Annotated in this window: 22 protein-coding genes; 18 read left to right on the forward strand and 4 right to left on the reverse strand. The window is 36.7% G+C overall.

The features are described from left to right. Window positions 1-168 precede the first annotated feature (168 nt). Complete coding sequence (locus N4597_RS00840) at window positions 169-1,098, reverse strand: glycosyltransferase family 2 protein (protein WP_204774091.1); 930 nt, start codon at window positions 1,096-1,098, stop codon at window positions 169-171. 238 nt (window positions 1,099-1,336) lie between these two features. On the opposite strand from N4597_RS00840, the gene N4597_RS00845 reads away from it, so the two are divergent. Next, complete coding sequence (locus tag N4597_RS00845) at window positions 1,337-4,138, forward strand: SEC10/PgrA surface exclusion domain-containing protein (RefSeq protein ID WP_260904171.1); 2,802 nt, start codon at window positions 1,337-1,339, stop codon at window positions 4,136-4,138. A gap of 236 nt (window positions 4,139-4,374) precedes the next feature. Here N4597_RS00845 and N4597_RS00850 read toward each other — a convergent pair whose 3' ends face one another. After that, on the reverse strand, window positions 4,375-5,592 hold the full coding sequence (locus N4597_RS00850) for a hypothetical protein (protein WP_202021421.1): 1,218 nt from the start codon (window positions 5,590-5,592) through the stop codon (window positions 4,375-4,377). 297 nt (window positions 5,593-5,889) lie between these two features. Between N4597_RS00850 and N4597_RS00855 the strand changes: the two genes are divergently transcribed. The 8 genes from N4597_RS00855 (at window position 5,890) to N4597_RS00890 (ending at window position 12,859) form a co-directional block, all read left to right on the forward strand. After that, complete coding sequence (locus N4597_RS00855) at window positions 5,890-6,540, forward strand: sugar transferase (RefSeq protein ID WP_172575802.1); 651 nt, start codon at window positions 5,890-5,892, stop codon at window positions 6,538-6,540. A gap of 32 nt (window positions 6,541-6,572) precedes the next feature. Continuing rightward, on the forward strand, window positions 6,573-7,022 hold the full coding sequence (gene pssD / locus N4597_RS00860; RefSeq protein WP_172575801.1) for a PssD/Cps14F family polysaccharide biosynthesis glycosyltransferase: 450 nt from the start codon (window positions 6,573-6,575) through the stop codon (window positions 7,020-7,022). Beyond that, a complete protein-coding gene (locus tag N4597_RS00865; protein ID WP_172575800.1) occupies window positions 7,022-7,531 on the forward strand; it encodes a glycosyltransferase in 510 nt (169 codons plus the stop codon). Before pssD ends, N4597_RS00865 begins: the two co-directional genes overlap by 1 nt. Before the next feature lie 76 nt (window positions 7,532-7,607). After that, window positions 7,608-8,621 (forward strand): glycosyltransferase family 1 protein, encoded by a 1,014-nt coding sequence (locus N4597_RS00870; RefSeq protein WP_239460524.1) that lies wholly within the window; start codon window positions 7,608-7,610, stop codon window positions 8,619-8,621. Between the two features lie 8 nt (window positions 8,622-8,629). Continuing rightward, window positions 8,630-9,520 (forward strand): beta-1,6-N-acetylglucosaminyltransferase, encoded by an 891-nt coding sequence (locus N4597_RS00875; RefSeq protein ID WP_172575798.1) that lies wholly within the window; start codon window positions 8,630-8,632, stop codon window positions 9,518-9,520. Window positions 9,521-9,599: 79 nt separating this feature from the next. Beyond that, entirely contained in the window at window positions 9,600-10,769 is a 1,170-nt protein-coding gene (locus tag N4597_RS00880; protein WP_260904175.1) for a glycosyltransferase family 61 protein, read from the forward strand. 14 nt (window positions 10,770-10,783) lie between these two features. Further along, entirely contained in the window at window positions 10,784-11,824 is a 1,041-nt protein-coding gene (locus tag N4597_RS00885; RefSeq protein WP_260904178.1) for a glycosyltransferase family 2 protein, read from the forward strand. A 3-nt stretch (window positions 11,825-11,827) separates the two neighbouring features. After that, window positions 11,828-12,859: a galactofuranosyltransferase gene (locus N4597_RS00890; protein WP_172575795.1), complete on the forward strand. Its 1,032-nt coding sequence runs from the start codon at window positions 11,828-11,830 to the stop codon at window positions 12,857-12,859. A gap of 158 nt (window positions 12,860-13,017) precedes the next feature. Here N4597_RS00890 and thrC read toward each other — a convergent pair whose 3' ends face one another. Next, on the reverse strand, window positions 13,018-14,499 hold the full coding sequence (gene thrC / locus N4597_RS00895; RefSeq protein ID WP_260904181.1) for a threonine synthase: 1,482 nt from the start codon (window positions 14,497-14,499) through the stop codon (window positions 13,018-13,020). 194 nt (window positions 14,500-14,693) lie between these two features. Here thrC and N4597_RS00900 point away from each other — a divergent pair, with 194 nt between their 5' ends. Together N4597_RS00900 and thrB are read left to right on the forward strand one after the other, a co-directional pair. Beyond that, complete coding sequence (locus tag N4597_RS00900) at window positions 14,694-15,977, forward strand: homoserine dehydrogenase (RefSeq protein ID WP_172575793.1); 1,284 nt, start codon at window positions 14,694-14,696, stop codon at window positions 15,975-15,977. Between the two features lie 4 nt (window positions 15,978-15,981). Continuing rightward, window positions 15,982-16,851, forward strand: coding sequence for a homoserine kinase (gene thrB, locus N4597_RS00905; RefSeq protein ID WP_260904184.1), 870 nt, complete (start codon window positions 15,982-15,984; stop codon window positions 16,849-16,851). A 44-nt stretch (window positions 16,852-16,895) separates the two neighbouring features. On the opposite strand, the gene N4597_RS00910 is transcribed toward thrB, so the two are convergent. Next, window positions 16,896-18,068 carry a glycosyltransferase family protein gene (locus N4597_RS00910; RefSeq protein WP_260904186.1) on the reverse strand — a complete coding sequence of 391 codons (1,173 nt, stop codon included), beginning with the start codon at window positions 18,066-18,068 and terminating at the stop codon, window positions 16,896-16,898. A 199-nt stretch (window positions 18,069-18,267) separates the two neighbouring features. On the opposite strand from N4597_RS00910, the gene glf reads away from it, so the two are divergent. From glf to N4597_RS00945, 7 genes are all read left to right on the forward strand, one after another. Then, window positions 18,268-19,383 carry a UDP-galactopyranose mutase gene (gene glf / locus N4597_RS00915; RefSeq protein ID WP_260904187.1) on the forward strand — a complete coding sequence of 372 codons (1,116 nt, stop codon included), beginning with the start codon at window positions 18,268-18,270 and terminating at the stop codon, window positions 19,381-19,383. A gap of 3 nt (window positions 19,384-19,386) precedes the next feature. After that, entirely contained in the window at window positions 19,387-20,808 is a 1,422-nt protein-coding gene (locus tag N4597_RS00920; protein WP_260904188.1) for a flippase, read from the forward strand. A gap of 50 nt (window positions 20,809-20,858) precedes the next feature. Next, window positions 20,859-21,728: a glucose-1-phosphate thymidylyltransferase RfbA gene (gene rfbA / locus N4597_RS00925; RefSeq protein WP_050611310.1), complete on the forward strand. Its 870-nt coding sequence runs from the start codon at window positions 20,859-20,861 to the stop codon at window positions 21,726-21,728. Window positions 21,729-21,746: 18 nt separating this feature from the next. After that, complete coding sequence (rfbC, locus tag N4597_RS00930; RefSeq protein WP_050611309.1) at window positions 21,747-22,328, forward strand: dTDP-4-dehydrorhamnose 3,5-epimerase; 582 nt, start codon at window positions 21,747-21,749, stop codon at window positions 22,326-22,328. Between the two features lie 11 nt (window positions 22,329-22,339). Beyond that, window positions 22,340-23,371: a dTDP-glucose 4,6-dehydratase gene (gene rfbB, locus N4597_RS00935; protein ID WP_089144636.1), complete on the forward strand. Its 1,032-nt coding sequence runs from the start codon at window positions 22,340-22,342 to the stop codon at window positions 23,369-23,371. 63 nt (window positions 23,372-23,434) lie between these two features. Continuing rightward, on the forward strand, window positions 23,435-24,280 hold the full coding sequence (rfbD, locus tag N4597_RS00940; protein WP_260904189.1) for a dTDP-4-dehydrorhamnose reductase: 846 nt from the start codon (window positions 23,435-23,437) through the stop codon (window positions 24,278-24,280). A gap of 5 nt (window positions 24,281-24,285) precedes the next feature. Beyond that, a complete protein-coding gene (locus N4597_RS00945; RefSeq protein WP_172575785.1) occupies window positions 24,286-25,335 on the forward strand; it encodes an acyltransferase family protein in 1,050 nt (349 codons plus the stop codon). Window position 25,336 lies beyond the last annotated feature (1 nt).

The following is a 25,336-nucleotide window of genomic DNA, read 5'->3' on the forward strand; positions in this document are numbered from 1 at the left end:
CACCTAGAGTTTTGTGAAAATCCGCGAAATCTTCCTGTGCATATATCTATTTTATTAGTATAGGAGAATTTTTGCGCCATTTTTTATTTTCAAGTTTCAGTTTTTGGGTAAAAAAACATAACTATTCCTTGCGTTTTAATTCATATGTTTCTTATAGAAATTAACGTCTCATTTTTTTTCTTTAACAATATAGATAGGGCGGTGCTTAACCTCGGTAAATATCTTGCCAATATATTTTCCAATGATTCCCAAGAACATTAGTTGAATACCGCCGACAAAAAGAATGATACAGACGGTCGAAGCCCAGCCGCTAGTCGGATCGCCATGAATTAGGTAACGAATAATGATGAAAATAATCCCTAAGCCGGAAAATAGTGAAGACATAAATCCAAAAAACGAGGCCAGGTCCAGGGGAAACTGAGAAAAATTGACAATTCCGTCGATAGAATAGGTAAATAACTTCCAAAAGTTCCAAGAGGTTTTACCTGCAATCCGTTCTTGATTTTTATATTCAAGGTACTTCGTCTTGAAGCCCACCCAACTGAATATTCCCTTAGAAAAGCGGTTATATTCAGTCATTTCTAAAATTGCATCTACCATCTGCCGCGTCATTAACCGGTAATCACGAGCACCATCCACTATTTCTGTATCTGAGATTTTATTAATTAGTTTATAAAAGAGCTTGGCGAAAAATGAACGAATAGGAGGCTCACCTTTTCTGTTCATTCTACGAGTACCAATACAATCATAGCCTTGTTCAAGATAAGAAAACATCTCTGGTAGCATTTCAGGTGGGTCCTGTAAATCTGCATCCATAACAGTAACATAGTCACCGGTAGCGTTTTTTAAACCGCAATATAGTGCTGCTTCTTTGCCAAAATTTCGGGTGAATGAGACGTAGTGAACTTGATGAGGATTGAGTTGATTTAGTTTTTTTATTTCGTTTAATGTATTATCGGTTGAACCATCATTAATAAACCAATACTCTAATTCAATTTTGGGTAACTGAGGTTTAATTCTTTCTACCGCTGCGTAAAAAAGTGGGATAGTTTTTTCTTCTAAATAGCATGGAACAATAATTGAAAGTTTCTTAGTCATAAAATTACTCCTAATAGTCTACCTAATTCAAGTTTCATTGTATCATAGATGAATTAAAAGAATGTAATAACGGCGGATATGTTAGTTAATAAAAAAACAATCTTATATATACAAGGTGTAGACAAATATTATTTTGTTGCAAATATGAATTTTTTCTTAAGAAAAGTTTAAGAATGAGGAATTACTCAGAAAGTGTTTTAAAGCTTGATATAATGCAATCGAAAGGAGGAAAACTTCTATGAACAAGGTATTGCAGAAGGTGTTATTAGGTATGACGCTTACTGCAATATTTGGGGGAGGCGCCACTTTAGCAAAGGCGGACGATGTAAATACAAGTTCTGATTCAAGTGGCGTTAATGTACTTGCAAATGACTCAAATTCTACTCAGAGTTCACAGGCAAGTAAGACTAGTTTAGCCGACCAGATTAATTCGACTAGTCAAGCAGCACAAGTTCTAACTAAGTTGCAAGCCGCTACTTCAACTTCAGAAAGTAGCAGCACCAGTTACCTCAATGCTGAGACCAGTTCTACTAATCAGACTACTACTAGAAATGTTGAAGAACCTTCTTCAAATACAGACAGTTCTTCTAGTAGTTCTTCCGTGGCTGAAGTAGCAACTAGTTCGGCAACAGCTAGTGTGGGAAGCGATACTGCTAGCCAAGCTAGTCAAACTGGAAAGGTGTTGGCAGACGGGAGCGCCAATGCTGATACAGTTAAGAAGGCACCGCGTAATAATAATACGCAAGCGGCTAAGCAAGCTGCTAGTACGTTGGCAACAACAATGAAAGGTGCTTCACAAAATAATTTAACTTTCTATAACGATGTAGATGAAGCTGTAGTTGGCTCCAATGGTAATAACATTTACAATCGGGGCTACAACTATAGTTATGATAACCTAGATGCAGTTAAGTACAGTGGTGACACCCGCAATGACAAGGTGCAGGTAATTAATGACTACGCTAACTTGACTGATAGTGAGTTGAAAGAAGTTAACTTCTTCGCTGCTCAACTACTTAACACTGCTAGACAAAGTGTTTGGGCTGTTAATGGGCAGGATTCCAATACTTGGCAATTAATGATTACCAAGGACTCATTGGGATTAGCCGTTAAGGTTGCCCAAGGCTATACCAACAATCGTCATAGCATTACAACTGGCACTCATGATACAGCTGTTTTGAAGCAGGCATACTCATCTTATAGGTTACACGGTTATTCAGAGGATTATGGTTCAACTGCTTTGAATTACGCAGCGACGATGACTACTAACCGTAAGACTACGATGTATGACTTGAAGAAGGCTGTTTTCCAAACACTTAACTTGATGCTATACGATGATATGCCAGCTACTAGTGGTGGTTCTAATGCAGGTGCTGATGGTAACGGCCATGCGTACTCATTAGCTTATGGCTGGGATCAATATAGCTTTGGGGCCAATTACTTTGGGTTAGCCTTTGACCAAATGGGCCAGGTACACATTGTTAACTTCAGACCAAGTATGATTTGGAGTGATACTCATTTCGACACCAACCAACTTGTATATACAAAAACTTTAGGTAATACAAGTGCATTAACAAAGAATGTTCCAACTGCTTACAGTAACTACTTGAAGGCTAGCATCTTCAACAATGATTCTTCAATTTCATACGTTAAGGAAAAAGTGGTTGGGAATACAGCATACTACTTTGTTACTCGGAATGGGCAACTTAACATTTATGACAGTAGTTTAAAGAAATTAACTGGTAAAGTTACGATTGATGGTGTTACTTATAACTTAAGTAATGAAGTTTTGAATAACAAGACAAACCAAGTTACTAATAAAAATGGTCAATACAATGAGGGAGGCAAGTGGTATCTATATAAAGATGGAGTTAAACAAACTGGCTTCCAATACATTGCAAATCAAAATAAGACAGTTTATTATAACAATCAAGGCCAAATGCAGTATGGTCAACAACAAATAGGTGGTAAATGGTACTTATTTGATCAATGGAGTGGGGCAATGAAGACAGGGTTCCAATACATTGCAAATCAAAATAAGACAGTTTACTATAACAATCAAGGCCAAATGCAGTATGGTCAACAACAAATAGGCGGTAAATGGTACTTATTTGATCAATGGAGTGGGGCGATGAAGACAGGGTTCCAATACATTGCAAATCAAAATAAGACAGTTTACTATAACAATCAAGGCCAAATGCAGTATGGTCAACAACAAATAGGTGGTAAATGGTACTTATTTGATCAATGGAGTGGGGCAATGAAGACAGGGTCCCAATACATTGCAAATCAAAATAAGACAGTTTACTATAACAATCAAGGCCAAATGCAGTATGGTCAACAACAAATAGGTGGTAAATGGTACTTATTTGATCAATGGAGTGGGGCGATGAAGACAGGGTTCCAATACATTGCAAATCAAAATAAGACAGTTTACTATAACAATCAAGGCCAAATGCAGTATGGTCAACAACAAATAGGCGGTAAATGGTACTTATTTGATCAATGGAGTGGGGCGATGAAGACAGGGTTCCAATACATTGCAAATCAAAATAAGACAGTTTACTATAACAATCAAGGCCAAATGCAGTATGGTCAACAACAAATAGGTGGTAAATGGTACTTATTTGATCAATGGAGTGGGGCAATGAAGACAGGGTTCCAATACATTGCAAATCAAAATAAGACAGTTTACTATAACAATCAAGGCCAAATGCAGTATGGTCAACAACAAATAGGCGGTAAATGGTACTTATTTGATCAATGGAGTGGGGCGATGAAGACAGGGTTCCAATACATTGCAAATCAAAATAAGACAGTTTACTATAACAATCAAGGCCAAATGCAGTATGGTCAACAACAAATAGGCGGTAAATGGTACTTATTTGATCAATGGAGTGGGGCGATGAAGACAGGGTTCCAATACATTGCAAATCAAAATAAGACAGTTTACTATAACAATCAAGGCCAAATGCAGTATGGTCAACAACAAATAGGTGGTAAATGGTACTTATTTGATCAATGGAGTGGAGCGTTAAAATAGTTTATTTTATCGCTTCTTCTCGAAGAGTTAAGTACATTATTTTCAAAGGATTCTAAGAAATCTGTGCGTTTTTTAGAGTCCTTTTTCTTTGGCTTAAAATTTAACTAAAGACTGCATATAGGTGAAGATTGGCATGTTGAATTAAGTAGTCTAAGTTTATAATTGATTCTTTTAATATAATTTAGTAAATAAATAGCTTGACTTCGATAGAGTACCGAAATCAAGCCACATAAGAGTTATTCAGCTGATTTATTGAAAGGAACAATATTATCAAAAAAGTAACTACAATTTGCAAATAAAGATAATAGTAAGATATTATATGAAATTTCTAACAGATGTTGGTCAATAAATGAACTAAGGAAAACAAGGAATAAAGCAATCAGTAGAGGGTAGAATTTGTTTTTGACAAAATAATAGGTTAAGTAAGCTAGTAACCCAATAACAATAACAAAGCTAACCAAACCACTCATCATCAAAAGACGAATATAGCTACAATCTATATAAAAATAATCAAAAGAGCCATGGTGAATTCCACCGCTCCCATTTTGTAAGACGTTTTGCCCGTATAGCGTAACGTTATAGCGATTAAAAGCCTCTCTAGCAAAATAGAGTCTACCTGTAATAATGTTGTTGATTGCACGCAAAATAGGATTACTATCTGTGTAGAAATAAGACAGTAAACAAATAGCAGCAACAGCTACTAATTCTGCGTATATCATAGCTTTATATGTGATTTTTTCTAGAATACCAACAATCTTACTATAAAATACTGCTGTGATAATTAAAAGCATCATCAAAATTGTGTCTAACTTAGTAATAGTTACAAGGTATGTCCATACAGTTAGTAGTAATAGTGAAAGGTATTCCGGAATGGACAAACGAAATTTTCGATACATTACATAAAAAGTAGACATATAAAAAATACGAGCAGCTAGGTCGCTAGGATAAATGGTTCCTAAGGCATACCTTAAATTATAAGACCCATTATTTCTATCATAGGTTAAGCCTATAATAGTTCCCATTTTCGCACTAATAAAAGTAATGAGTAAGCCAATAGCTACTTCAATGATAGTTAATTTGACTATCTTTCTATAATCAACATTAAAGGCTCCAAGAATCATGATGTAATAGTAGAATATATCGGGTAAATTAGAGTGGCTAGCACTGATATGAAAAATAAACATGAGCAATATACAAAGTGCAGCAGTCCAAATTTTTTTGATAGGATTATATAAAATAATTTTGAAGCCTACGATTACAGCACTAGCCATAAATATTTTATAAGGTATAGCCCCAGTATTAAACATGGTACCAGTTATAAAGTGAGCGCCTAGGTAGAGAGAAAAACCAATAAAGTAAAGAATTTCATCAAAAGTGTAATTGAAAATTTTAAAATTTAGTTTTTTTGCCCAGCTTTCTCTTAAAATTAGAAGATGGGAAAAGGTGTTTTCCATTGTATGCCTCCAAAGATGTAATTGATAACTACAATTTTTCTATGTTCCAGTATGTAATTTTACTAGAAAAAGCAGGTAAGTGCTAGTCGATTATCATAAATCACACAAATTAAAAAAATAATAAAAAAGTATTTTTAAATTAGATAAAGTGGTAATATGGGGGAATTTTTGCTATTATCTAAGTGGTATGTTTATGAATAAATAGTTCAGTTTATAATTTGTAAATATTTTTGTTGTATACTACGAAGTAGTGTAGCTGTTTTAAAAAGATAGTTATTATTTTTGGAGGTTTAATAAATGGAAGAAAATTTGGTAGAATTGGACTCCAAAAAGATTAATCAAAGATATGTATATAGATTTTTCAAAAGATTGGGAGATATAATACTGAGTTTGCTAGCTTTATTCCCAGTAGTTTTAATTTTAACCATCGTAGCATTATTTATAAAGCTTGATGACGGGGGGCCGGTTTTTTTTACCCAAACTAGGGTAGGAAAAAACGGAAAGCCATTCAAGATTTTTAAAGTTAGGTCAATGAGGACGGATGCAGAAAAGATACTTCCAAATTTAAGGAAATATAATCAAGTTTCAGGGCCAATGTTTAAAATGAAGGATGATCCACGTATTACGAGAGTTGGTCGGTTTATTCGTAAATATAGCATAGATGAGTTACCACAATTGATAAATGTCCTTAAAGGAGATATGAGTTTGGTGGGGCCAAGGCCAGGCCTCCCAAGCGAAGTTAAGGAGTATACTGACTATGCTAAACAGAGATTATACGTTTTACCTGGATGCACAGGATTATGGCAGGCTACCGATAGAAGTAATACTGATTTTGATGGGATGATTAATCTGGATTTACATTATATTCAAAACGCAAGTATTTGGCTAGATTTAAAAATTATTTTTTTAACATTTAAGGTGATGATTGTCCCTAATGGAGCGTATTAATTATTTAGATTGAGTATATGGAGGACATAAGTATGAAAATTTGTTTAGTCGGTTCATCTGGTGGGCATCTCATGCATTTATACATGTTAAAACCTTTTTGGGAGAAGCACGAGAGATTTTGGGTAACATTCGATAAAGAGGATGCCCAAAGTTTATTAGCTGAGGAAAAGCTGATACCTTGCTATTATCCTACTAATAGATCATTAAAAGCGTTGATTATCAATACATGGTTAGCTTGGAAAACACTGCGTAGAGAGAAACCTGACTTAATTATTTCTTCTGGAGCAGCAGTTGCTGTGCCTTTTTTTTGGTTAGGAAAGCTTTTTGGAGCTAAGACTATCTATGTGGAGGTTTTCGATCGAATAGATAAATCAACTGTTACGGGACGAATGGTATATCCAGTGGCAGATGAATTCATTGTTGAATGGGAAGAAATGAAGAAAGTCTATCCGAAAGCTAAGAATTTAGGGAGTATTTTTTGATGATATTTGTGACGGTTGGTACGCATGAACAACAATTTAATAGATTGATAAAAGAGATAGATGACTTAAAGAAAAATGGTTACATCGAGGACAATGTTTTTATTCAGACAGGTTATTCGACTTATGAGCCAACACGTTGTGAATGGAAGGATTTTCTTTCATATCCTGAGATGAATGAAATGATGTCTAGAGCAAGGATTATTATAACTCATGGTGGGCCATCTTCTTTTATGAAACCACTTCAACTGGGAAAGGTTCCAATAGTTGTTCCAAGACGTGAGAAATATCACGAGCATGTTAATGATCATCAACTGGAATTTGCTACGGCTGAAAGGGATCGCTATAAAAACATAATAGTTGTTAAAGATGAACATGATTTAAAAAATGTTCTTAATGAGTATGATGATATTGTCTCAAAGATGAGGGCGAATGTCTTAAATAATAATGCGCATTTTTGTAAATTATTTGAGAAAATAGCAAATAAATTGGTAACAAAAGATGAAGAATAGAAAAATTTTAGTCATAAGTACTGTTGGCTTGATATATGACGGAATAACTAATGTAATTTTGTCAAACTTGGAAGTAATGGATAAAGATAATCTTGATATTTACATTGCTAATACTATAAGGTCAGAAATGAATATTAAGAAGAAATTTGAAGAAATAGGTTGTAAAATAGTTGATTTTCCTAATCGACAAACTAACCCGATTAAATATTTTTTGGCATTAACCAAGTTTATACGTTCAAACGGGATAGATGTTGTTCATGCTAATGGAAATAGTACTACTTTAGCTATAGAGCTGTTGTCTGCGAAAATAGCGGGTTGTGGAATTAGAGTAGCACATTCTCATAATACAAAAACTAATCATGAGCTAGTAAATAAATTGTTAAGACCGATTTTTAATCGTACTTATAATGTTGCTTTAGCTTGTGGTACAGAAGCAGGAAAGTGGCTTTATCAGCATGATGACTTTACAGTTATAAAAAATGGAAGAGACGTTAATAAATATAAATTTAATGAAGGTACGAGAATAGCGCAAAGAGAAAAATTAAAATTGGACTCCGCTTTAGCAATTGGACATGTGGGTGGTTTCGTAGCGCAAAAAAATCAAGAATATCTAATTGATGTTTTTAAAGAGTTAGTAAAGTTTCACCCAAATGCAAAACTTTTTTTAATGGGTGACGGTCAGACAAAAGAAAATATAGAACAAAAAGTAATTGAGTATAATTTGGCAGAAAAGGTAATTTTTACAGGCAATGTTGATAATGTTGAAGATTATTTACAGGCCTTAGATGTAATGGTGTTACCATCACTTTTTGAAGGTGTACCATTGGTTGCAATAGAGTGGCAATTAAATGGGTTACCCTTAGTGATGGCTGATACTGTCACTAAGGAAGTTATTTTATCTGATGAGACAGTAGCAATGTTATCTTTGAATGACTCTTTTAATAGGTGGGCCCATAAAATTTTAGATATGTCCGGATATAATGATAGAAGTTTACAGTCCGATTTAGCTATACAGAAAGCTAAAATTAACGGCTTTGATATTAGGCAAAGTGCAAAAATATTAAGGAAATTTTATGTTCAAGAAGGCTAGATTAGGTTATGACGAAAGAAATAAAGCATGCATATTTAATATTAGCTCATAAAAGTACGTATACACTCCATAAATTAATAGAGTCTTTGGATGATGAAAGAAATGATATTTATATCCATATTGATTTAAAAAGTGAAATTTCATCATTTAAGGAATATAAAACCAAGACTGCACAGTTAAACTTTATTACTGAGAGATACCCTATTATTTGGGGAGGTTTTAATATGGTGCTAGCTGAGTTAGCACTGCTAAGGGCTGCTACTGAAAATGGTAAATATAAATATTATCATTTGTTAAGTGGTAACGACTTACCTCTGAAGAATCAAAATGAAATCCATAATTTTTTTGATAATAAACAGTTAGCTTATATAGAGTCGACTTTAGTAGATCCCCAAAATGGCAGATTTTGGAGAAGTATTTATAGAAGGATATCAGTCAGAAGGTTTTTCATAAAATATAAAGGTCAGGATGGCTTAGTTCCTCAAGTATTTTCGAATATTGATAGAATGTTAATTTTAATACAAGAAAAAATATTACGGCGAGATTTTGTGAAAAAAAATAAGCTTAAATTGTACTATGGTAGTCAATGGTTTAGTCTTCCTGATGATATTGTTCGGTATGTCTTGAGTAAGAGTGAATCAATACAATGGATTTTTGGGAATTCTTACATCCCAGATGAGCTATTTTTACAGACTATTATTGAAAACAGTAGCTTAAAAGAGCGTATAGAGAACGATAATTTAAGATATATAGTATTTGATGATGAAAAAGATAGCAAGCATCCTCATATATGGAAGATGGAGGACTATAATAAATTAAGATTTTCTGATTGTTTTTTTGCTAGAAAGTTTGATGATACGATAGATAAAAAAATTATTTTAAAAGTTACAGATGGATAATATATTATTAATTAAGAGCGTTTAACATTCGTGCAAGTAGTATGTTAAACGTTTTTTAATAATTGGAGGATACTAGTCAATGAATATTAGTTATGATTACGTGATGAGTGAGTCACTGAAAGTAGAATCAAAGAAATTTGCCCAAAAGAAACATTTGAGTGATAAACAGCCAAGTTGTAAGTGCTACGACAATGCTACTATATTGCCGTTAAAGGAAGATTATCGTGAAGAAAAGAATGGAAAATGGGGTAAAGGTGGGGTTGTAGATAGCCAAGGAAATTTTGTACAAGAATCAGCGTATACGGGAGATTGGGTTTCTCAAGGTGGTTTATATGAATACTCAACTGTGGTTAGCAAAATGGATAAGGAAGTTGTTTATATCGGCTGTATCAGTAGTCACTATGGGCATTTTCTAGTAGATTGTACGACTAAATTATGGGCGCTGTTAAAATTAAAAAAAAATATTACTGTAGCATATACTGGTGATAGAAAGATAAGTGGAAATGAGAAAAGAATTATTGAGCTATTGGGTGTAAAAAATGAAAACCTACTGCATGTTGATAAACCTATGAGTTTTAAAAAAGTATTTGTACCAGAACAAGGGGCCAAACCAGGGGTTTGGTATACGAAGGAATATGCGGCTGTATTCAAACTAATTCAAGAAAATATAGATAATAGTGTAGCTCATTTCGATGACTTCAATCGAAAAGTTTATTTTACAAGAACTGGATATTCAGATGCGAAAAAGAAGGAAGTTGGAGAATCTACATTAGAAAAAGTATTTTTTAATAACGGTTTTGAAATACACCATCCAGAAAAAATGGATTTAATAAAAATGATGGAATTGGTTAATGCTGCTAGTGTGGTAGTATGTATTAACGGAACGATTCCTTTAAATATGATTTTTTCATCTAATAAGAATCTAAAGTTAGTAGTTTTGAATAAAACAGATGTGTATCATCGTAATCTTGAATATTTTGCAGAGATATGTAATCTAAATATAGAGTATGTTGATGTATATAATAAATTTAAAGGAAATGATTTGGGATTAGGTCCATTTTTTGTAACAGTGACTGATGAGTTGAAGAGATATCTATTTTCTAATAATATGACATTACCTAATAATTTCAATTCTATTAAGTATAAAGATTATTTTATTTTTATTCTGCTGAAAATTAATAGATTAATAAGAAATAAATTGCGACCAATTAAGGTTAGATTTAAGGAATTCTTAAGTAATACTAAATAAGTAGGGGGAGTACAGTGAATATATCAGTTATAGTACCAGTTTATAATGTTGAGAAATATTTGAAAGCGTGCCTAGAGAGCATTGTTAATCAAACCTGTAGGAATTTTGATTTGATATTGGTGGATGATGAATCTACAGATAATAGTGGAAATATTTGTGATGAATATGCAAAAAAATATGCGAATATAAGAGTTTTTCATAAGAAAAACAGTGGTTTAGTTGATTCTTGGCAATATGGATTAGCGAGAACAAGTAAAGATACACAATACGTAGTATTTATTGACGCGGATGATTGGATAAGTAATAAGTACATGGAGAGGATTACACAAGTTCTAGAAAAAAAGCAACCAGATCTTATTTTAAATAAAATTTTGATGCCTTATGAAAACGGAGGAAAAGAAAGAGAAGATAAATCTTTACTGGTCTCTAAACTATACGAAAAAAAAGAATTGAAGAGTATAGTGTATCCAAGATTATTGAATAATGGTGGTTTCATGGATAGAGGTGTACCTGTTTCTAGATGGGCAAAAGTTATAAAAAAAGAGTTACTAGTTAAAAATTTAAAATATTCAGATAAGAAAGTAACTTATGGCGAAGATTTAAATATTATCTTTCCAGTTCTGTTAGATGCAAATAGTATTTATGTTGATGAAGAAAATAATGAAGCAGTATACTATTATCGTATTAGAAAAGATTCGATGCAACATGGATATGATAAGAATAAATTAAATAGTATAGATAGAGTTTATAATCATTTGATTCAGATTTGCCATGATAAAGGATATACAGAATTGTTGAAGCAGGTGGAAGTGGATTATATTTGTGCTTGTGTTCAATGTTATAAAAATGAATTAGAAAAATTAAACTATAATAGTGCAAAAGATAATATAGATAGCATATTAAATAATAATAAATTTGGTAATAATTATAAAAAAGTAGATAGTAAATTTGGAATGTTGAATGGGTTAATACTCTTTTTAATTTATAACAACAAAAGAACGTACATCACAAAACCTCTATATTACTTATTAGCATACTTAAAAAAGAGAGGATAACATATGAATTATTTTTTAAGCGAGAACGTTGGTAATAGTCGAGATGCAGGGACTAAGCCTAAAAAGGATATTGAGCAAATTCTAGAATCATTGAATTTTGTTAAAATTGGCATTGATTTTTCTATATCAAAGAAAAATTTTTCGGTAAAATTAAAAAAAAGCTTGAAGGCCTTGAAAGCTGGAGACGTATTATTAGTACAGTATCCCCTAAAAAAGGCATATATAGTAAGTAAAGAATGTAGAAGGCTGAAAAAAAAGGGAGTAAATACTATTGTGGTTGTACATGATTTGAATCATCTTAGATTGCTGAAACCTCGCAATTTAAATGATTGGGTTAATAAATATCAATGGAAGATGAGGGATTTGGTAATATTAAAATCTTTTTCTTTGGTGGTAGCACATAATAAAATTATGAAATCATATATAGAGAAGTTTAAAATTTCTAGCGAAAAAATTATTGAATTAGGAATATTTGACTATCTATTACCTACAGAATTAGGAATACAAGAATTTTCAAAAGATGATGTTATTATTGCTGGAAATTTAAGTGAAGAAAAAGCAGCTTTTGTTTACAAATTACCAACAGAATCTAGTTATGGATTATATGGGATAAATTACACAACGAAAGATAAAAGAGATAATGTTCATTATTATGGATCTTTTGATGCTAATAATCCTAGTTGTCTTGGTGGAAAGTTTGGTTTGGTTTGGGATGGTGATTCAGTTCATACTTGTTCAGGTAATTTTGGTGAATATTTGAGATATAACAATCCATACAAATTGTCAATGTATTTAGCATTAGGAATTCCTGTACTTGTTTGGAAAGAGAGTGCATTAAGCGAGTTTGTGGAAGAACAAGGGGTAGGAATTGCAATATCGGATTTAGACAGTATACCTAATATTTTAGAAAATATGTCAGAAGATGACTATCAAAAATTTAAGCATAATGCTACAGAAATTTCGATTAAGTTAAGAAAGGGCGACTTTTTCAAAAATGCTATAAAGAAAAGCTTGACATTAATTACTAATAGTTAATATGGACTGTGTTTTGTTGAGAATACAAACTAATTAAGTAGATTGCTTGCTGGTAGTTATAGAAATCTTCACTTCTTATTTATAACAAATGCCCTTTGAGCATAAAACGAATTTTGGTTTCATTTTTATAATCAAAGGGCATTATAATATCAAAAAATTTATTCTAAAATGTCAATTACGGTTGCTTCCATCTCTGCTGGTTCAACCACTAAAGAGTGAAGTTCTTTAGCGGTAAATAAGTCGGCAACAGTCTTAGGGAGTGGAACTTTGATTAAGGCTTGGAGCTGGTTAACGGCGTCTAAGCCAGAATCAATTTCATTAGCACCAAGTGAACGCAGAACAGCCTGGGGGAACTTATATGGGCTAGCGGTAGCCACAACCACCATGGGAGTGGAGTCGCCGCTAGCCTTTTTATATTGTTCAGCTACTGCGGAGGCAACGGCGGTGTGAGGATCGAGAGTGTAACCACTAGCTTGGTAGACCCGGGCAATCTCGGCCTCAGTGCTTACTTCGTCGGCGAAACCAGCAGCGAAGTCCACCAATTTGGCTTTCATGTTCTCATCCAAACTGTATTTGCCAGTCTGGTTTAAGTCAGCCATTAGTTGGGCCGTCTTTGCTGCATCCTCACCACTAATGTAAAAGAGGAGCCGTTCAAGGTTACTTGAGACTAGAATATCCATGGATGGTGAGGTGGTTACGTAAAATGGCCGGTTCTTATCATAAGTACCTTCGTTGAAGAAGTCAGTTAGGACGTTATTTTTGTTGGAAGCACAAATTAACTTCTTAATTGGTAGCCCTAGTTGCTTAGCGTAGTAACCGGCTAAAATATCGCCAAAATTCCCGGTAGGAACACTGAAGTTAACGGGCGCGCCTAGAGTCACCTTACCAGCTTTAACCAGCTGCAGGTAAGCGTGGAAGTAGTAGACAACTTGCGGGAAGAGGCGGCCGATATTAATAGAGTTAGCAGATGAGAACTGATAGCCCTTGGTTGCTAACTGTTCGGCTAGGTCACGGTTGTTGAAAATTTCCTTAACGTTAGTTTGGGCTTGATCAAAATTGCCCTTAATCCCAATTACGTGAGTGTTGGCTCCTTTTTGGGTTAGCATCTGTTTTTCTTGGATTGGGCTGACCCCGTCCTTAGGGTAGAAGACACAAATTTCGGTGTTAGGAACGTCTGCGAAACCTTCCATTGCTGCTTTACCAGTGTCACCTGAAGTTGCTGTTAGAATTACAATTTTATTAGTAAGTTGATTCTTCTTAGCGGCCGTAGTCATGAGGTAAGGTAATAATTGCAAGGCGATGTCTTTAAAAGCAATTGTAGGGCCATGGAACAATTCTAGATAAGCATTGTCCGCTTGGTAGTTAACCGGAGCGACTAAGGGGTCGGTAAAATTAGGTCCGTAAGCAGAGTTGATGCAGTCCGTGAGTTCTGCTTGTGAGTAATCAGAAAAGAAGGGCTTAAGGATGCGGTAAGCTAACTTTTGGTATGAAAAAGCTAAAGCGTCTTCTAAATTAAAGTCGATTTGGGGCATAGTGACGGGAACGTATAGACCGCCATCCGGACTAAGCCCTTGAAGGACGGCTTGGGAAGCAGTGATGGCTTTAGCTTGAGGATCGCGGGTACTACGGTAGAGAGTCATTTATGAGAAACCTCCTTAGAAACTGTATTTTTTATTAGAATATCATATTTAGCTAGCTTTTAACAGGTTTAAGCTAGGTTAATAGGTTTTGCGCAAGAGATTAATTTAGGTTTCTATAATAATTATTATCCCTAAAATGAGAAAAATATGATAAGATTAATTTAACAAAATTAGTTATACGAGGAGGAGTCAGGATGGAAGTCATTAATATCGGGATGTTAGGACTGGGAACAGTCGGAAGTGGTGTTGTTAGGATGTTAACCGACCATGCGGAAAAGATTTCTTTGATTACCGGGCGAAAATTGGTGGTAAAGACAGTAGTGGTTCATGATTTAACTAAGAAGCGGTCGGTTGATATGACCGGTATTAATGTTACGGACGATGTTACTGCCATCTTGAATGACCCAGAAATTGGCCTAGTAGTGGAAGTAATGGGAACGGTTGACACTGCTCGTGATTATATCAAGCGCGCTTTAAAAGCTGGAAAACACGTGGTTACTGCCAATAAAGATTTGATTGCCACTCACGGTCCAGAGTTGACGGGTTTAGCTTTAGAACAAGGTTGCGACCTTTATTATGAAGCCAGTGTGGCTGGGGGAATTCCAATTTTACGGACCATTGTCAACTCCTTTGCCGCCGACAAGATTGTAGAGGTAAAGGGGATTGTTAACGGGACGACCAACTACATTATGACCCAAATGAACCAGGCCGGTATTTCCTATGAGCAGGCTTTGAAACAAGCTCAAGAACTAGGTTTTGCGGAGGCCGACCCTACTAACGACGTTGAGGGGATTGACGCAGCTTACAAGATGATTATCTTAACTCAGTTTGCCTTTGGAAAGGATATTACCCTTGATGACGTTAAGCTAGAAGGAATTAGCAACGTTAAGGCCGAAGATATTGCGGAGGCTAAACGGTTAGGTTATAAGTTAAAGCTCCTGGGAATTTCCAAGTTGGTTAATAAGCACTTAGATGTGTCAGTTGGACCAGTATTAGTCCCAAGAAATCAACCGCTAGCGGCGGTCCAAAATGAAAATAACGCCGTCTTCGTAACCGGGGCAGCTGTGGGTGAAACTATGTTTTATGGCCCCGGAGCTGGGGAATTACCAACGGCTAATAGTGTGTTGAGTGATATTATTACGGTGGCTAAAAATATTGTTATGGGGACAACCGGGGTCAGATTCAACGATTATTCTGCCGACGTAAAATTAGCCGTCCCAAGTGAGGTAGTCTATCCTTACTACATCTCTCTTAAGGTTTTAGACCAACCTGGGCAAATGTTGAAGTTAACCGAAATTATGACTAAGGCACAAGCAAGCTTTAATCTCATTACTCAGACTCAACTAGATGAAGATTACGCGCGGGTAACGATGGTTACCCACAAGATGAGCGAAGCGCAGCTAAATGAAATTAAGGTGGCCTTGGCTCAGCTAGATACGATTGAAGTGATTGCAGCTTATAAAGTGTTAGGTGGGTAAGAAGATGACAGTAATTAAAGTACCAGCAACTAGTGCTAACTTGGGACCTGGGTTTGATTCACTAGGGATTGCCCTATCTATGTATCTAACCCTAACCGTGGGTCCTAAATCTGATGAATGGGTAGTTGAGCATGACCTGGGTGCAGACATTCCCACTGACGAAGAAAATATGATTATCAAAACGGCCTTGGGCTTAGCACCTAATTTAGAGCCTCATAAGGTTAGGGTTGACTCTAAAATTCCCTTGGCACGGGGACTTGGTAGTAGCTCGACTGCAATTGTAGCCGGGCTGGCCTTGGCTAATCATTTAGGTAAGTTAGGAATTGGCAAGGACGAGCTAGTTCAAAAGGCAACCGAACTTGAGGGTCACCCCGACAACGTTGCTCCTGCAATCTTGGGCGACTTTGTAGCGGCTACTTACGTTAACGGACACGTCACTAGCGTAAAGGGCAGCTTTCCTAAGTTAAGTTTTCTAGCCTACATCCCGGATTATGAATTAGCTACCAGCCAAAGTCGGGAGGCCTTACCTAAGCAATTAGCCTTTAAAGACGCAGTGGTCGCAGGAAGTGTCGGCAACGCATTGGTTGCCTCAATTTTAACCGGGAACCTAATGGAGATTGGCCCTTTGATGGAAGCTGACCGTTACCATGAACAAGCCCGGTTGAAATTAGTACCACATTTAGAGGCTCTACGAAAACTTGGTCACGAGGTGGGTGCACTGGCAACCTATCTCAGTGGGGCCGGGCCAACGGTGATGGTGGTTATTGACCAAAGTAAGGTGCCGGACTTTATCAAACAAGCTCAAGCTCTAGGTTTGACTGGGAGATTTGAACAGTTAGCGGTAGAACGTCAGGGGCTAGTGGTAAGTGAATAATAAGAGGACTGCATAAGCCAACTACTTGGCTTATTGCGGTCCTCTTATTTTGGTAAAAATATTTTTAAGGGGGTTTTCTTAAGATGCCGGTACAATTTAATATACCAAGGGGCTAGCGGTGAACCAAGGATAGCCTCGATTTGTTTTCGGCAAGTTGGAACATCTACGGAAGTAATCTTGGTTAAGTCAAATTTTACACCTTGGTAGAGTTGGGTGTTAGCAAGGAATTTCTCTAGGTAATGCCCGGCTAATTTTTCAAGCGCCGCTTGAGATTCCCGGAACTCTGCTAAAGTTGGGCGGGCTCTTAGGGCCGCTAAGACCCTAGGAGTATCTTCCTTAAGATCTTTACTTAGCCAGGTAATCAAAGGAACATCTGCTAAATTTTCATAGACAACGTCATCATCCCCATAGTAAGCAAGCACCCTGTGGCCTTGAGCAACACTTTCAATGATTGAGTAACCCAGGGTTTCGTAGTGGGAAGTAGAAATTGCGGTGAAATTTTGTGGCAGCTTACGTTGAGAAATTGTAACGTTATTTTTGAGCTGGTGATTTTTAATGTATTTTTTATATTTACCTAAATCAGGCCCGGCACCTGATAAGTAGAGCTTAACTTGCTTTTGGCCTTCGTTATTAACTAACTGATTCAGAAGACGCAAAGTATAACTAATATCTTTTTGGCTATCGTCGAAACGAGAATGGACCAGGAGGTTAGAATTAGTGACTTGTTCCTTAAAATTCCAGTTAAGGTGGGCTAAGCTAACAGTTTGGACGTAAATCCGGTTGTAATCATACTGGGAGCTTAATTTTTCCTTGATTGATTCGGTTGCCACCCGCAGGCAAGAAAAATACTCGAGCCCAGTTAACTTAAGGTTAAGCAAGGCTAGGGGAGTATGAATTTCACCAATAATAATGGCTTGTGGGTAAGCTTTACGCAAGATCTTAGCCAAAGGGAAGAAGTCTTCCCTGGTAACAAAAATATAGTTGTAACTTTGCTTAGGTTCTAAGTTATATAACTCCAAGAAAAAACGAAGGTCCACCTTGGAGGTATAAGGGTACTTATTCTTAAGCGATAGAACATCACGTTTGCTAAACTCCGTGTAGTTATAGTATGTAAGTTGATAGTCAGAATGGCCAAACTCGTGCATGAGATTAAGGTTGCTACGAGTAGTTCCACCGATTCCAAAAATATTGTAGCCAATGATTGCGATATTAGGCATAATAATCCTCCATGAGTACCAAAAAAGATACTATATAATTTTTAACAAACGAAAATTTTACTTTATGATATAATACGACTGTGTGTAATTTTTTACGAATAGTTGTATATTCTAACACTATTTTGATATTTATTATCTTACATTAATTGTATGTTTTTAAGAAATAAAACGCAAAATAATTTAGGTAGGAGAAATTTAAATGACTAAATATTTAGTAGTAGGTGCAGGTCTCTTTGGTGCGACCTTTGCATATGAAGCCGCTAAACGTGGCCATGAAGTTAAGGTGATTGAAAAACGTGATCACATCGCAGGTAATATCTATACGAAGGAAGTTAATGGGATTCAAGTTCACCAATATGGTGCCCACATCTTCCATACTTCTAACAAAAAGATTTGGAACTATGTGAACCAATTTGCAGATTTCAACCGCTACACTAACTCACCCGTAGCTAATTACAATGGCGAAATCTACAATCTACCATTTAACATGAATACTTTTAATAAGCTTTGGGGTGTAGTGACACCAGCTGAAGCCCAAGCTAAGATTGAAGAACAACGCTCAATTCTAGGTAATAAGCGTCCAGAAAACTTGGAAGAACAAGCTATTTCTTTGATTGGAACAGATATTTATGAAAAGTTAATCAAGGGTTATACTGAAAAGCAATGGGGACACAAAGCAACTGATTTACCAGCCTTTATCATCCGGCGCTTACCAGTGCGGTTCACTTACGACAACAACTACTTTAATGATGACTTCCAAGGAATTCCGGTTGGTGGTTACACCCAAATTGTAGAAAAGATGTTGGCGCACGAAAATATTTCGGTAGAGTTAAATACTGATTTCTTTGCTAAGAAAGAAGCGTACTTGAATGACTACGATAAAGTGGTATTCACGGGGATGATTGATCAATTCTTTGATTACAAGTTAGGTGAACTGGAATATCGGAGTCTCCGCTTTGAAACGGAAGTTTTAGATGAAGATAACTACCAAGGTAACGCGGTGGTTAACTATACGGATGCAGAAACACCATTTACCCGGATTATCGAACACAAACACTTTGAATTTGGTAAGGGTGAAAAGGGCAAGACGGTTATTACCCGGGAATACCCAGCTAACTGGCAACGGGGTGATGAACCATACTATCCAGTTAACAATAAGGAAAACAATGCCCTTTATACTAGTTACAAGGAATTAGCTGATAGGGAAGCTAAGAACGTAATTTTCGGTGGGCGCTTAGGCCAATACCGTTATTACAACATGGACCAAGTAATCATGGCAGCCTTAGTGACTGTGGAAAAGGAATTTGAGGGATAAAACATGAAGGTTGTTCGTAACTACCTCTATAATGCTGGGTACCAGATATTAGCTTTAATAACCCCCTTAATTACAGCCCCCTACATTAGTCGGACTTTGAAGCCACATGGGGTGGGGATTTACGCCGATACCAATGCTTGGATTCAATGGTTTGTGCTAATCGCTAGCATCGGGATTGCTTTGTATGGGAATAGGGAAATTGCCTACGTTCGTGATGATAAGGAAAAGATGAGCCGGACTTTTTGGGAAATCCAAATTGTTAAATTTGTAATGACCTTAGTTGCTTACATTGCATTGGTGATTTTCCTACAGATATATACTAAATATACGTGGTATATCTGGGTTCAATCTATTAATATTTTGGCGGCAACTCTAGATATTTCCTGGCTTTACATGGGGTTAGAAGACTTTAAACGGACCGTGATTAGAAACACAGGGGTTAAGATTTTATCATTAGTATTAATTTTAACCTTTGTTAAAACGCCTAACGATGTGGCTTTGTACATTTTCCTAACAGGTTTTTCGACTTTATTGGGAAATGCCACTTTGTGGCCGCGGTTACGAGTGATGTTAACTAAAGTCAAGCTAAGTACTTTAAGACCGTTGAGACATATTAAGCCTTCCTTGGCTTTGTTTGTTCCGCAGATTGCTACGCAAATTTATTTAATTTTAAATAAGAATATGTTGGGGATTATTGTCAACTCAACTGCAGTTGGTTATTACAATAATTCTGATAGCTTGGTTAAGATGGTGCTAGCTCTTGTTACTGCGACAGGGACGGTTATGTTGCCTCACGTAGCTAGTGAGTTTGCCAAGGGAAATAAAGAAGCGATTAATGAAATGTTATACTCGTCTTTTGACTTTGTATCATTTTTGTCAGTTGCGATGGCGTTTGGTTTAGCAGCAGTCGGGTTGCATGGCGTTCCGTACTTCTATGGTAAGGGGTTTGAGCCAGTTGGTCCAGCAATCATGATTGAATCGGCAGTAATTGTTATAATCGGTTGGAGTAATGCAATCGGAATTCAGTACCTACTGCCAACAGATCGTGTAAAAGAATTTAGTACGTCGGTAATTATAGGAGCGGTTGTAAACTTTATCTTGAATTTCCCATTAATGGAATTATGGGGATTAATGGGCGCAATGGTTTCAACTGTTTTGTCAGAAGCAATGGTAACTGGCTACCAACTTTGGACTATTAGGAAAGATATTGAGTATAAGCGTTTATTTACGAATACATGGAAATACTTACTAGGTGGAATAGCGATGTTTATTCCGGTATCGTGGCTAGATAGAAACCTTGGAACCAGTGTATTAAGTATTGGAGTCGAAATAGTATTAGGGACGGTAATATACTTACTAATGACATTAGTACTAAAACCAACTATTTTAAAACAAGCAGTTACTTTTTTGAGAAAAGCCAAGTAGTTATTGAGAAAAAGATTTAAGTTCTATAATTAAGCAAAGGATCTGAGCGTATGAAAGGAATAATTTTAGCTGGTGGAAGTGGGACACGGTTATATCCAATTACACGGGGAATTTCTAAACAGTTAATTCCAGTTTACGATAAGCCAATGGTTTATTACCCCCTATCAACTTTGATGTTAGCAGGAATTAGAGATATTTTAGTGATTTCTACTCCGGAGTACACACCGCTTTTCGAAGAATTGTTAGGTGATGGCTCTGAATTTGGGATTAACCTTTCCTATAAGGTACAAGAACAGCCTAATGGCTTAGCTGAAGCTTTTGTCCTGGGTAAAGAGTTTATCGGAACTGATTCGGTCTGCTTGATTTTAGGTGATAATATTTACTACGGTAGTGGCTTGTCTAAGCTCCTTCAAGAAGCGGCCCAAAAAGAAAGTGGTGCGACTGTTTTCGGTTACCACGTTAATGATCCGGAACGGTTTGGGGTGGTTGAGTTTGATGAAGAGATGCACGCTTTATCAATCGAAGAAAAACCTGCTCAGCCTAAGAGTAACTATGCGGTAACAGGCTTGTACTTCTACGATAACGACGTGGTTGACATTGCGGCTAACCTAAAGCCATCTCCTCGTGGTGAATTAGAAATTACGGACGTTAACAAGGAATACCTCCGGAGGGGTAAATTAGACGTTAAGTTAATGGGCCGGGGCTACGCATGGCTTGATACTGGGACACATGATTCCATGTTAGAAGCAGCCAGCTTCATTGCGACAATTCAAAAGCGGCAAAATTTAAAGGTGGCTTGCCTAGAAGAAATTGCTTACCGAATGGGTTGGATTTCAAAGGACAAGTTAGTAGAATTGGCTCAACCAATGAAGAAAAATGACTACGGGCAATATCTATTGCGCTTAGCTCAAGAAGATTAAGTAAAGGAAGTAAGGATAATGGGTAAATTAGTTGTAAAGGAAACCAAGTTACAAGACGTTAAGTTAATTACACCAGCTGTGTTTGGTGATCACCGGGGGTTCTTCACTGAAAGCTACTCTGACCGTGATTTTAAGGAAGCTGGGATTGACTTTGATTTTATTCAAGATAACCACTCACTTTCAACCCAAGCTGGGGTATTACGTGGATTACACTTCCAACGGGGAAAGGCGGCTCAAACGAAGTTAATTCGGGTTGCAACCGGAGCCGTATTAGATGTAATTGTTGACTTACGTAAAGGTTCCCCAACTTACAAGCAATGGGAAGGTTACATCCTTTCTGAAAGTAATCACCGGCAATTATTGGTGCCAAAGGGTTTTGCGCACGGGTTCGTAACCTTAACTGATAATGTTAACTTCTTGTACAAGTGTGATAACTACTACGACGCAGCAGCCGATGGTGGGATTTCCTTTAAGACCCCAGAGTTAAACATTGACTGGCCAATCGACTTGGATAAGGCGATTACTTCCGAAAAGGATGCTAAGCAACCTACTTTGACAGAATTTGAAAAAGATAATCCATTCGTTTACGGTGAAATCTAGGAGGAACTGAGATGTTTAAGAATATTATTGTAACTGGTGGAGCCGGCTTTATCGGTTCTAACTTCGTGCACTATGTAGTTAATAACCACCCTGAAGTTCACGTTACTGTTTTAGATAAGCTAACCTACGCCGGAAATAAGGAAAACTTAGCTGGATTACCAGCAGACCGGGTAGAGTTAGTTGTGGGGGATATTTGTGACAAGGAATTAGTCGATAAGCTAGTTCAAAAGGCAGACGCAGTGGTTCACTATGCCGCTGAAAGTCACAACGATAACTCATTGCAAAATCCCGAACCCTTTATTCAAACGAACATTGTCGGGACCTCTGTGTTAATTTCAGCATGTACCAAGTACGGGGTTCGTTTCCACCACGTGTCAACGGATGAAGTTTATGGGGACTTGCCATTGAGAGAAGACTTACCTGGTCACGGTGAAGGTCCAGGTGAAAAATTCACCCCCGAAACACCTTACAAGCCAAGTAGCCCTTACTCATCATCTAAAGCTAGCTCAGACTTACTAGTTCGGGCTTGGGTCCGGTCTTTTGGCTTGAAGGCAACTATTTCAAACTGCTCCAACAACTACGGTCCTTACCAACACATTGAAAAATTCATTCCACGCCAAGTAACCAATATCTTGAGTGGAATTCGCCCAAAACTTTACGGAACTGGTAAGAATGTTCGAGACTGGATTCACACCAACGACCATTCAAGCGCAGTCTGGAAGATTTTGACTGAAGGTAAGCTTGGTGAAACATACCTAATCGGGGCTGACGGTGAAAAGAATAATAAGGAAGTACTCGAATTAATCCTTGAATTAATGGGTCAACCAGCTGATGCTTACGATCAAGTAAAGGATCGGCCCGGCCATGACTTACGTTATGCGATTGACGCAAGTAAGTTACGCAATGAATTAGGTTGGCAACCACAATACACTGATTTCAAGGAAGGCCTTAAGGCAACGATTGATTGGTACACTAATCATCGTGACTGGTGGGAAGCTCAGAAAGCTGCGGTTGAAGCAAAGTACGCTAAGAACGGGCAATAATATGCGACCCCAAGGTTTGGCCTTGGGGTTTTACTTTAGTGAAGTGAAAGGAAGTAACGAGCAATGAAGATTTTAATTACCGGTGGTAACGGTCAATTAGGCCAAGAAATGCAACATTTATTAAATCAGCGCGGCATCACAGATTATGAAGCAGCTGACGTTGAAAAGTTAGATATTACTGACGAAGCTAGTGTGGAAACTTATTTTGCAGAAAACAAGCCGGAAGTAGTTTACCACTGTGCAGCTTATACTGCCGTGGATAAAGCTGAAGGCGAAGGCAAGGCTGTTAATGAAGCTGTTAACGCTACGGGAACGGAAATTGTTGCCAAGGCTTGTGCTAAATATGATGCACTCTTAGTGTATATCAGCACTGACTATGTTTTTGATGGTAGTCGGACGGAAGGCGAATACATGCCAGACGATCCAACGGGACCACGTAACGAATATGGGCGGACTAAGCTCCTAGGTGAACAAGCCGTGAAGAAGTACTGCCAAAAGTACTATATTGTGCGGACTGCTTGGGTATACGGTAAATATGGGCACAACTTTGTCTACACTATGCTTAATTTAGCTAAGACTCACGACAAATTGACCGTAGTTTCAGATCAAGTAGGGCGCCCAACGTGGACTAAAACCCTAGCAGAATTTATCACTTACCTAGTTGATAATAAGATTGCCTATGGGACTTACCATTGTTCAAATGATGGCACTTGTTCCTGGTATGAATTTGCAAAGGAAATTCTTAAGGATAAAGACGTGGAAGTTTTACCGGTCTCATCTGATGAATATCCTACAGCGGCATTCAGACCACATTATTCAGTAATGCACTTGGCTAAGGAAACTGGGTTTGAATTTCCAATGTGGCAGGATGCCTTACATGAATTTATGGCGGAAATTGGAGAGAAATAAAGTTGATGAAAAACAGAATAGCATGGGTTGATTTTGTACGTGCTAGTGGGATGGTAATGATAATAATGGTTCACTCTCTGGCTGGAGTATATGGACCAAGTTTTTTAGGCAAATTGTTATTTGCTGTTAATGTACCAGTCTTTTTTGTTCTGTCTGGGTATTTATTTAAGGAAAAGAAGCTGTCACAAGTAATAAAAGGTGGATTCTTTAACTTAATTTTGCCATATGTATTTTCGGCAATACTGATTGCGCTAATAGAGCAAGTCTATAGCATATTTCCTAGCTGGGTTAATGAATTTTCAGCTAAAGATTTTGTTAAAGGAGCATTTTACGGTATAGGTACTTCTACAGTATTACCGAATAAATTAGCAATTCCAGCGATTGGTGCAATTTGGTTTTTGCTAGCGATGTTTTGTGGAAATATTTTATTTACTTTGGCATTTAAGTTATCCAACAGAATGAATAAACAGGGTACTTTAGAATTTTTGGTAATAATAATGGTGATTGCAGGCTTTTGGACAAGCAAGTATATCCAACTACCATGGTCTTTAAACGCCGCTTTGGTTAGTCAAAGTTTTTATTATGCTGGTTACATGATTAGAAAGTATGATCTAGTTGAAAAAGCTAACTTATCATTAGCAAGTATAGGGTTAATTTTGTGGATGATTTCGGCACAAAGTGGTTTCTTCTACCTAAATACCGCGTTTGCTGATAATAGATTACTGGCAGTACTGGGCGGTATTGGTGGTAGTTATTTTATGATGGTTGTCGCTAAAGTTATTACAGAGAGTATTACTACTAAATATATTGATTATTATGGAAAGTTGTCGTTGATAGTTTTATCGATTCATTTAGTGGAAATGAATTCACTAAAGGTGAATAGCTTCATAGCTCAGCATATTTTCACTATTACTAATAGTAACTTAGCGATAACATATGCAATCGTATTTTATCGACTTTTAATAACTATTTTAGCAGTAGTAGTTATTCCTAAAATACCAGTAGTTAGATCTTTTTACTTGAATAGGCAATACCCATTTTTTAAGAAACATTAGG

It is taken from the genome of Ligilactobacillus agilis (assembly GCF_025311475.1).
Lineage (GTDB): Bacteria > Bacillota > Bacilli > Lactobacillales > Lactobacillaceae > Ligilactobacillus > Ligilactobacillus agilis.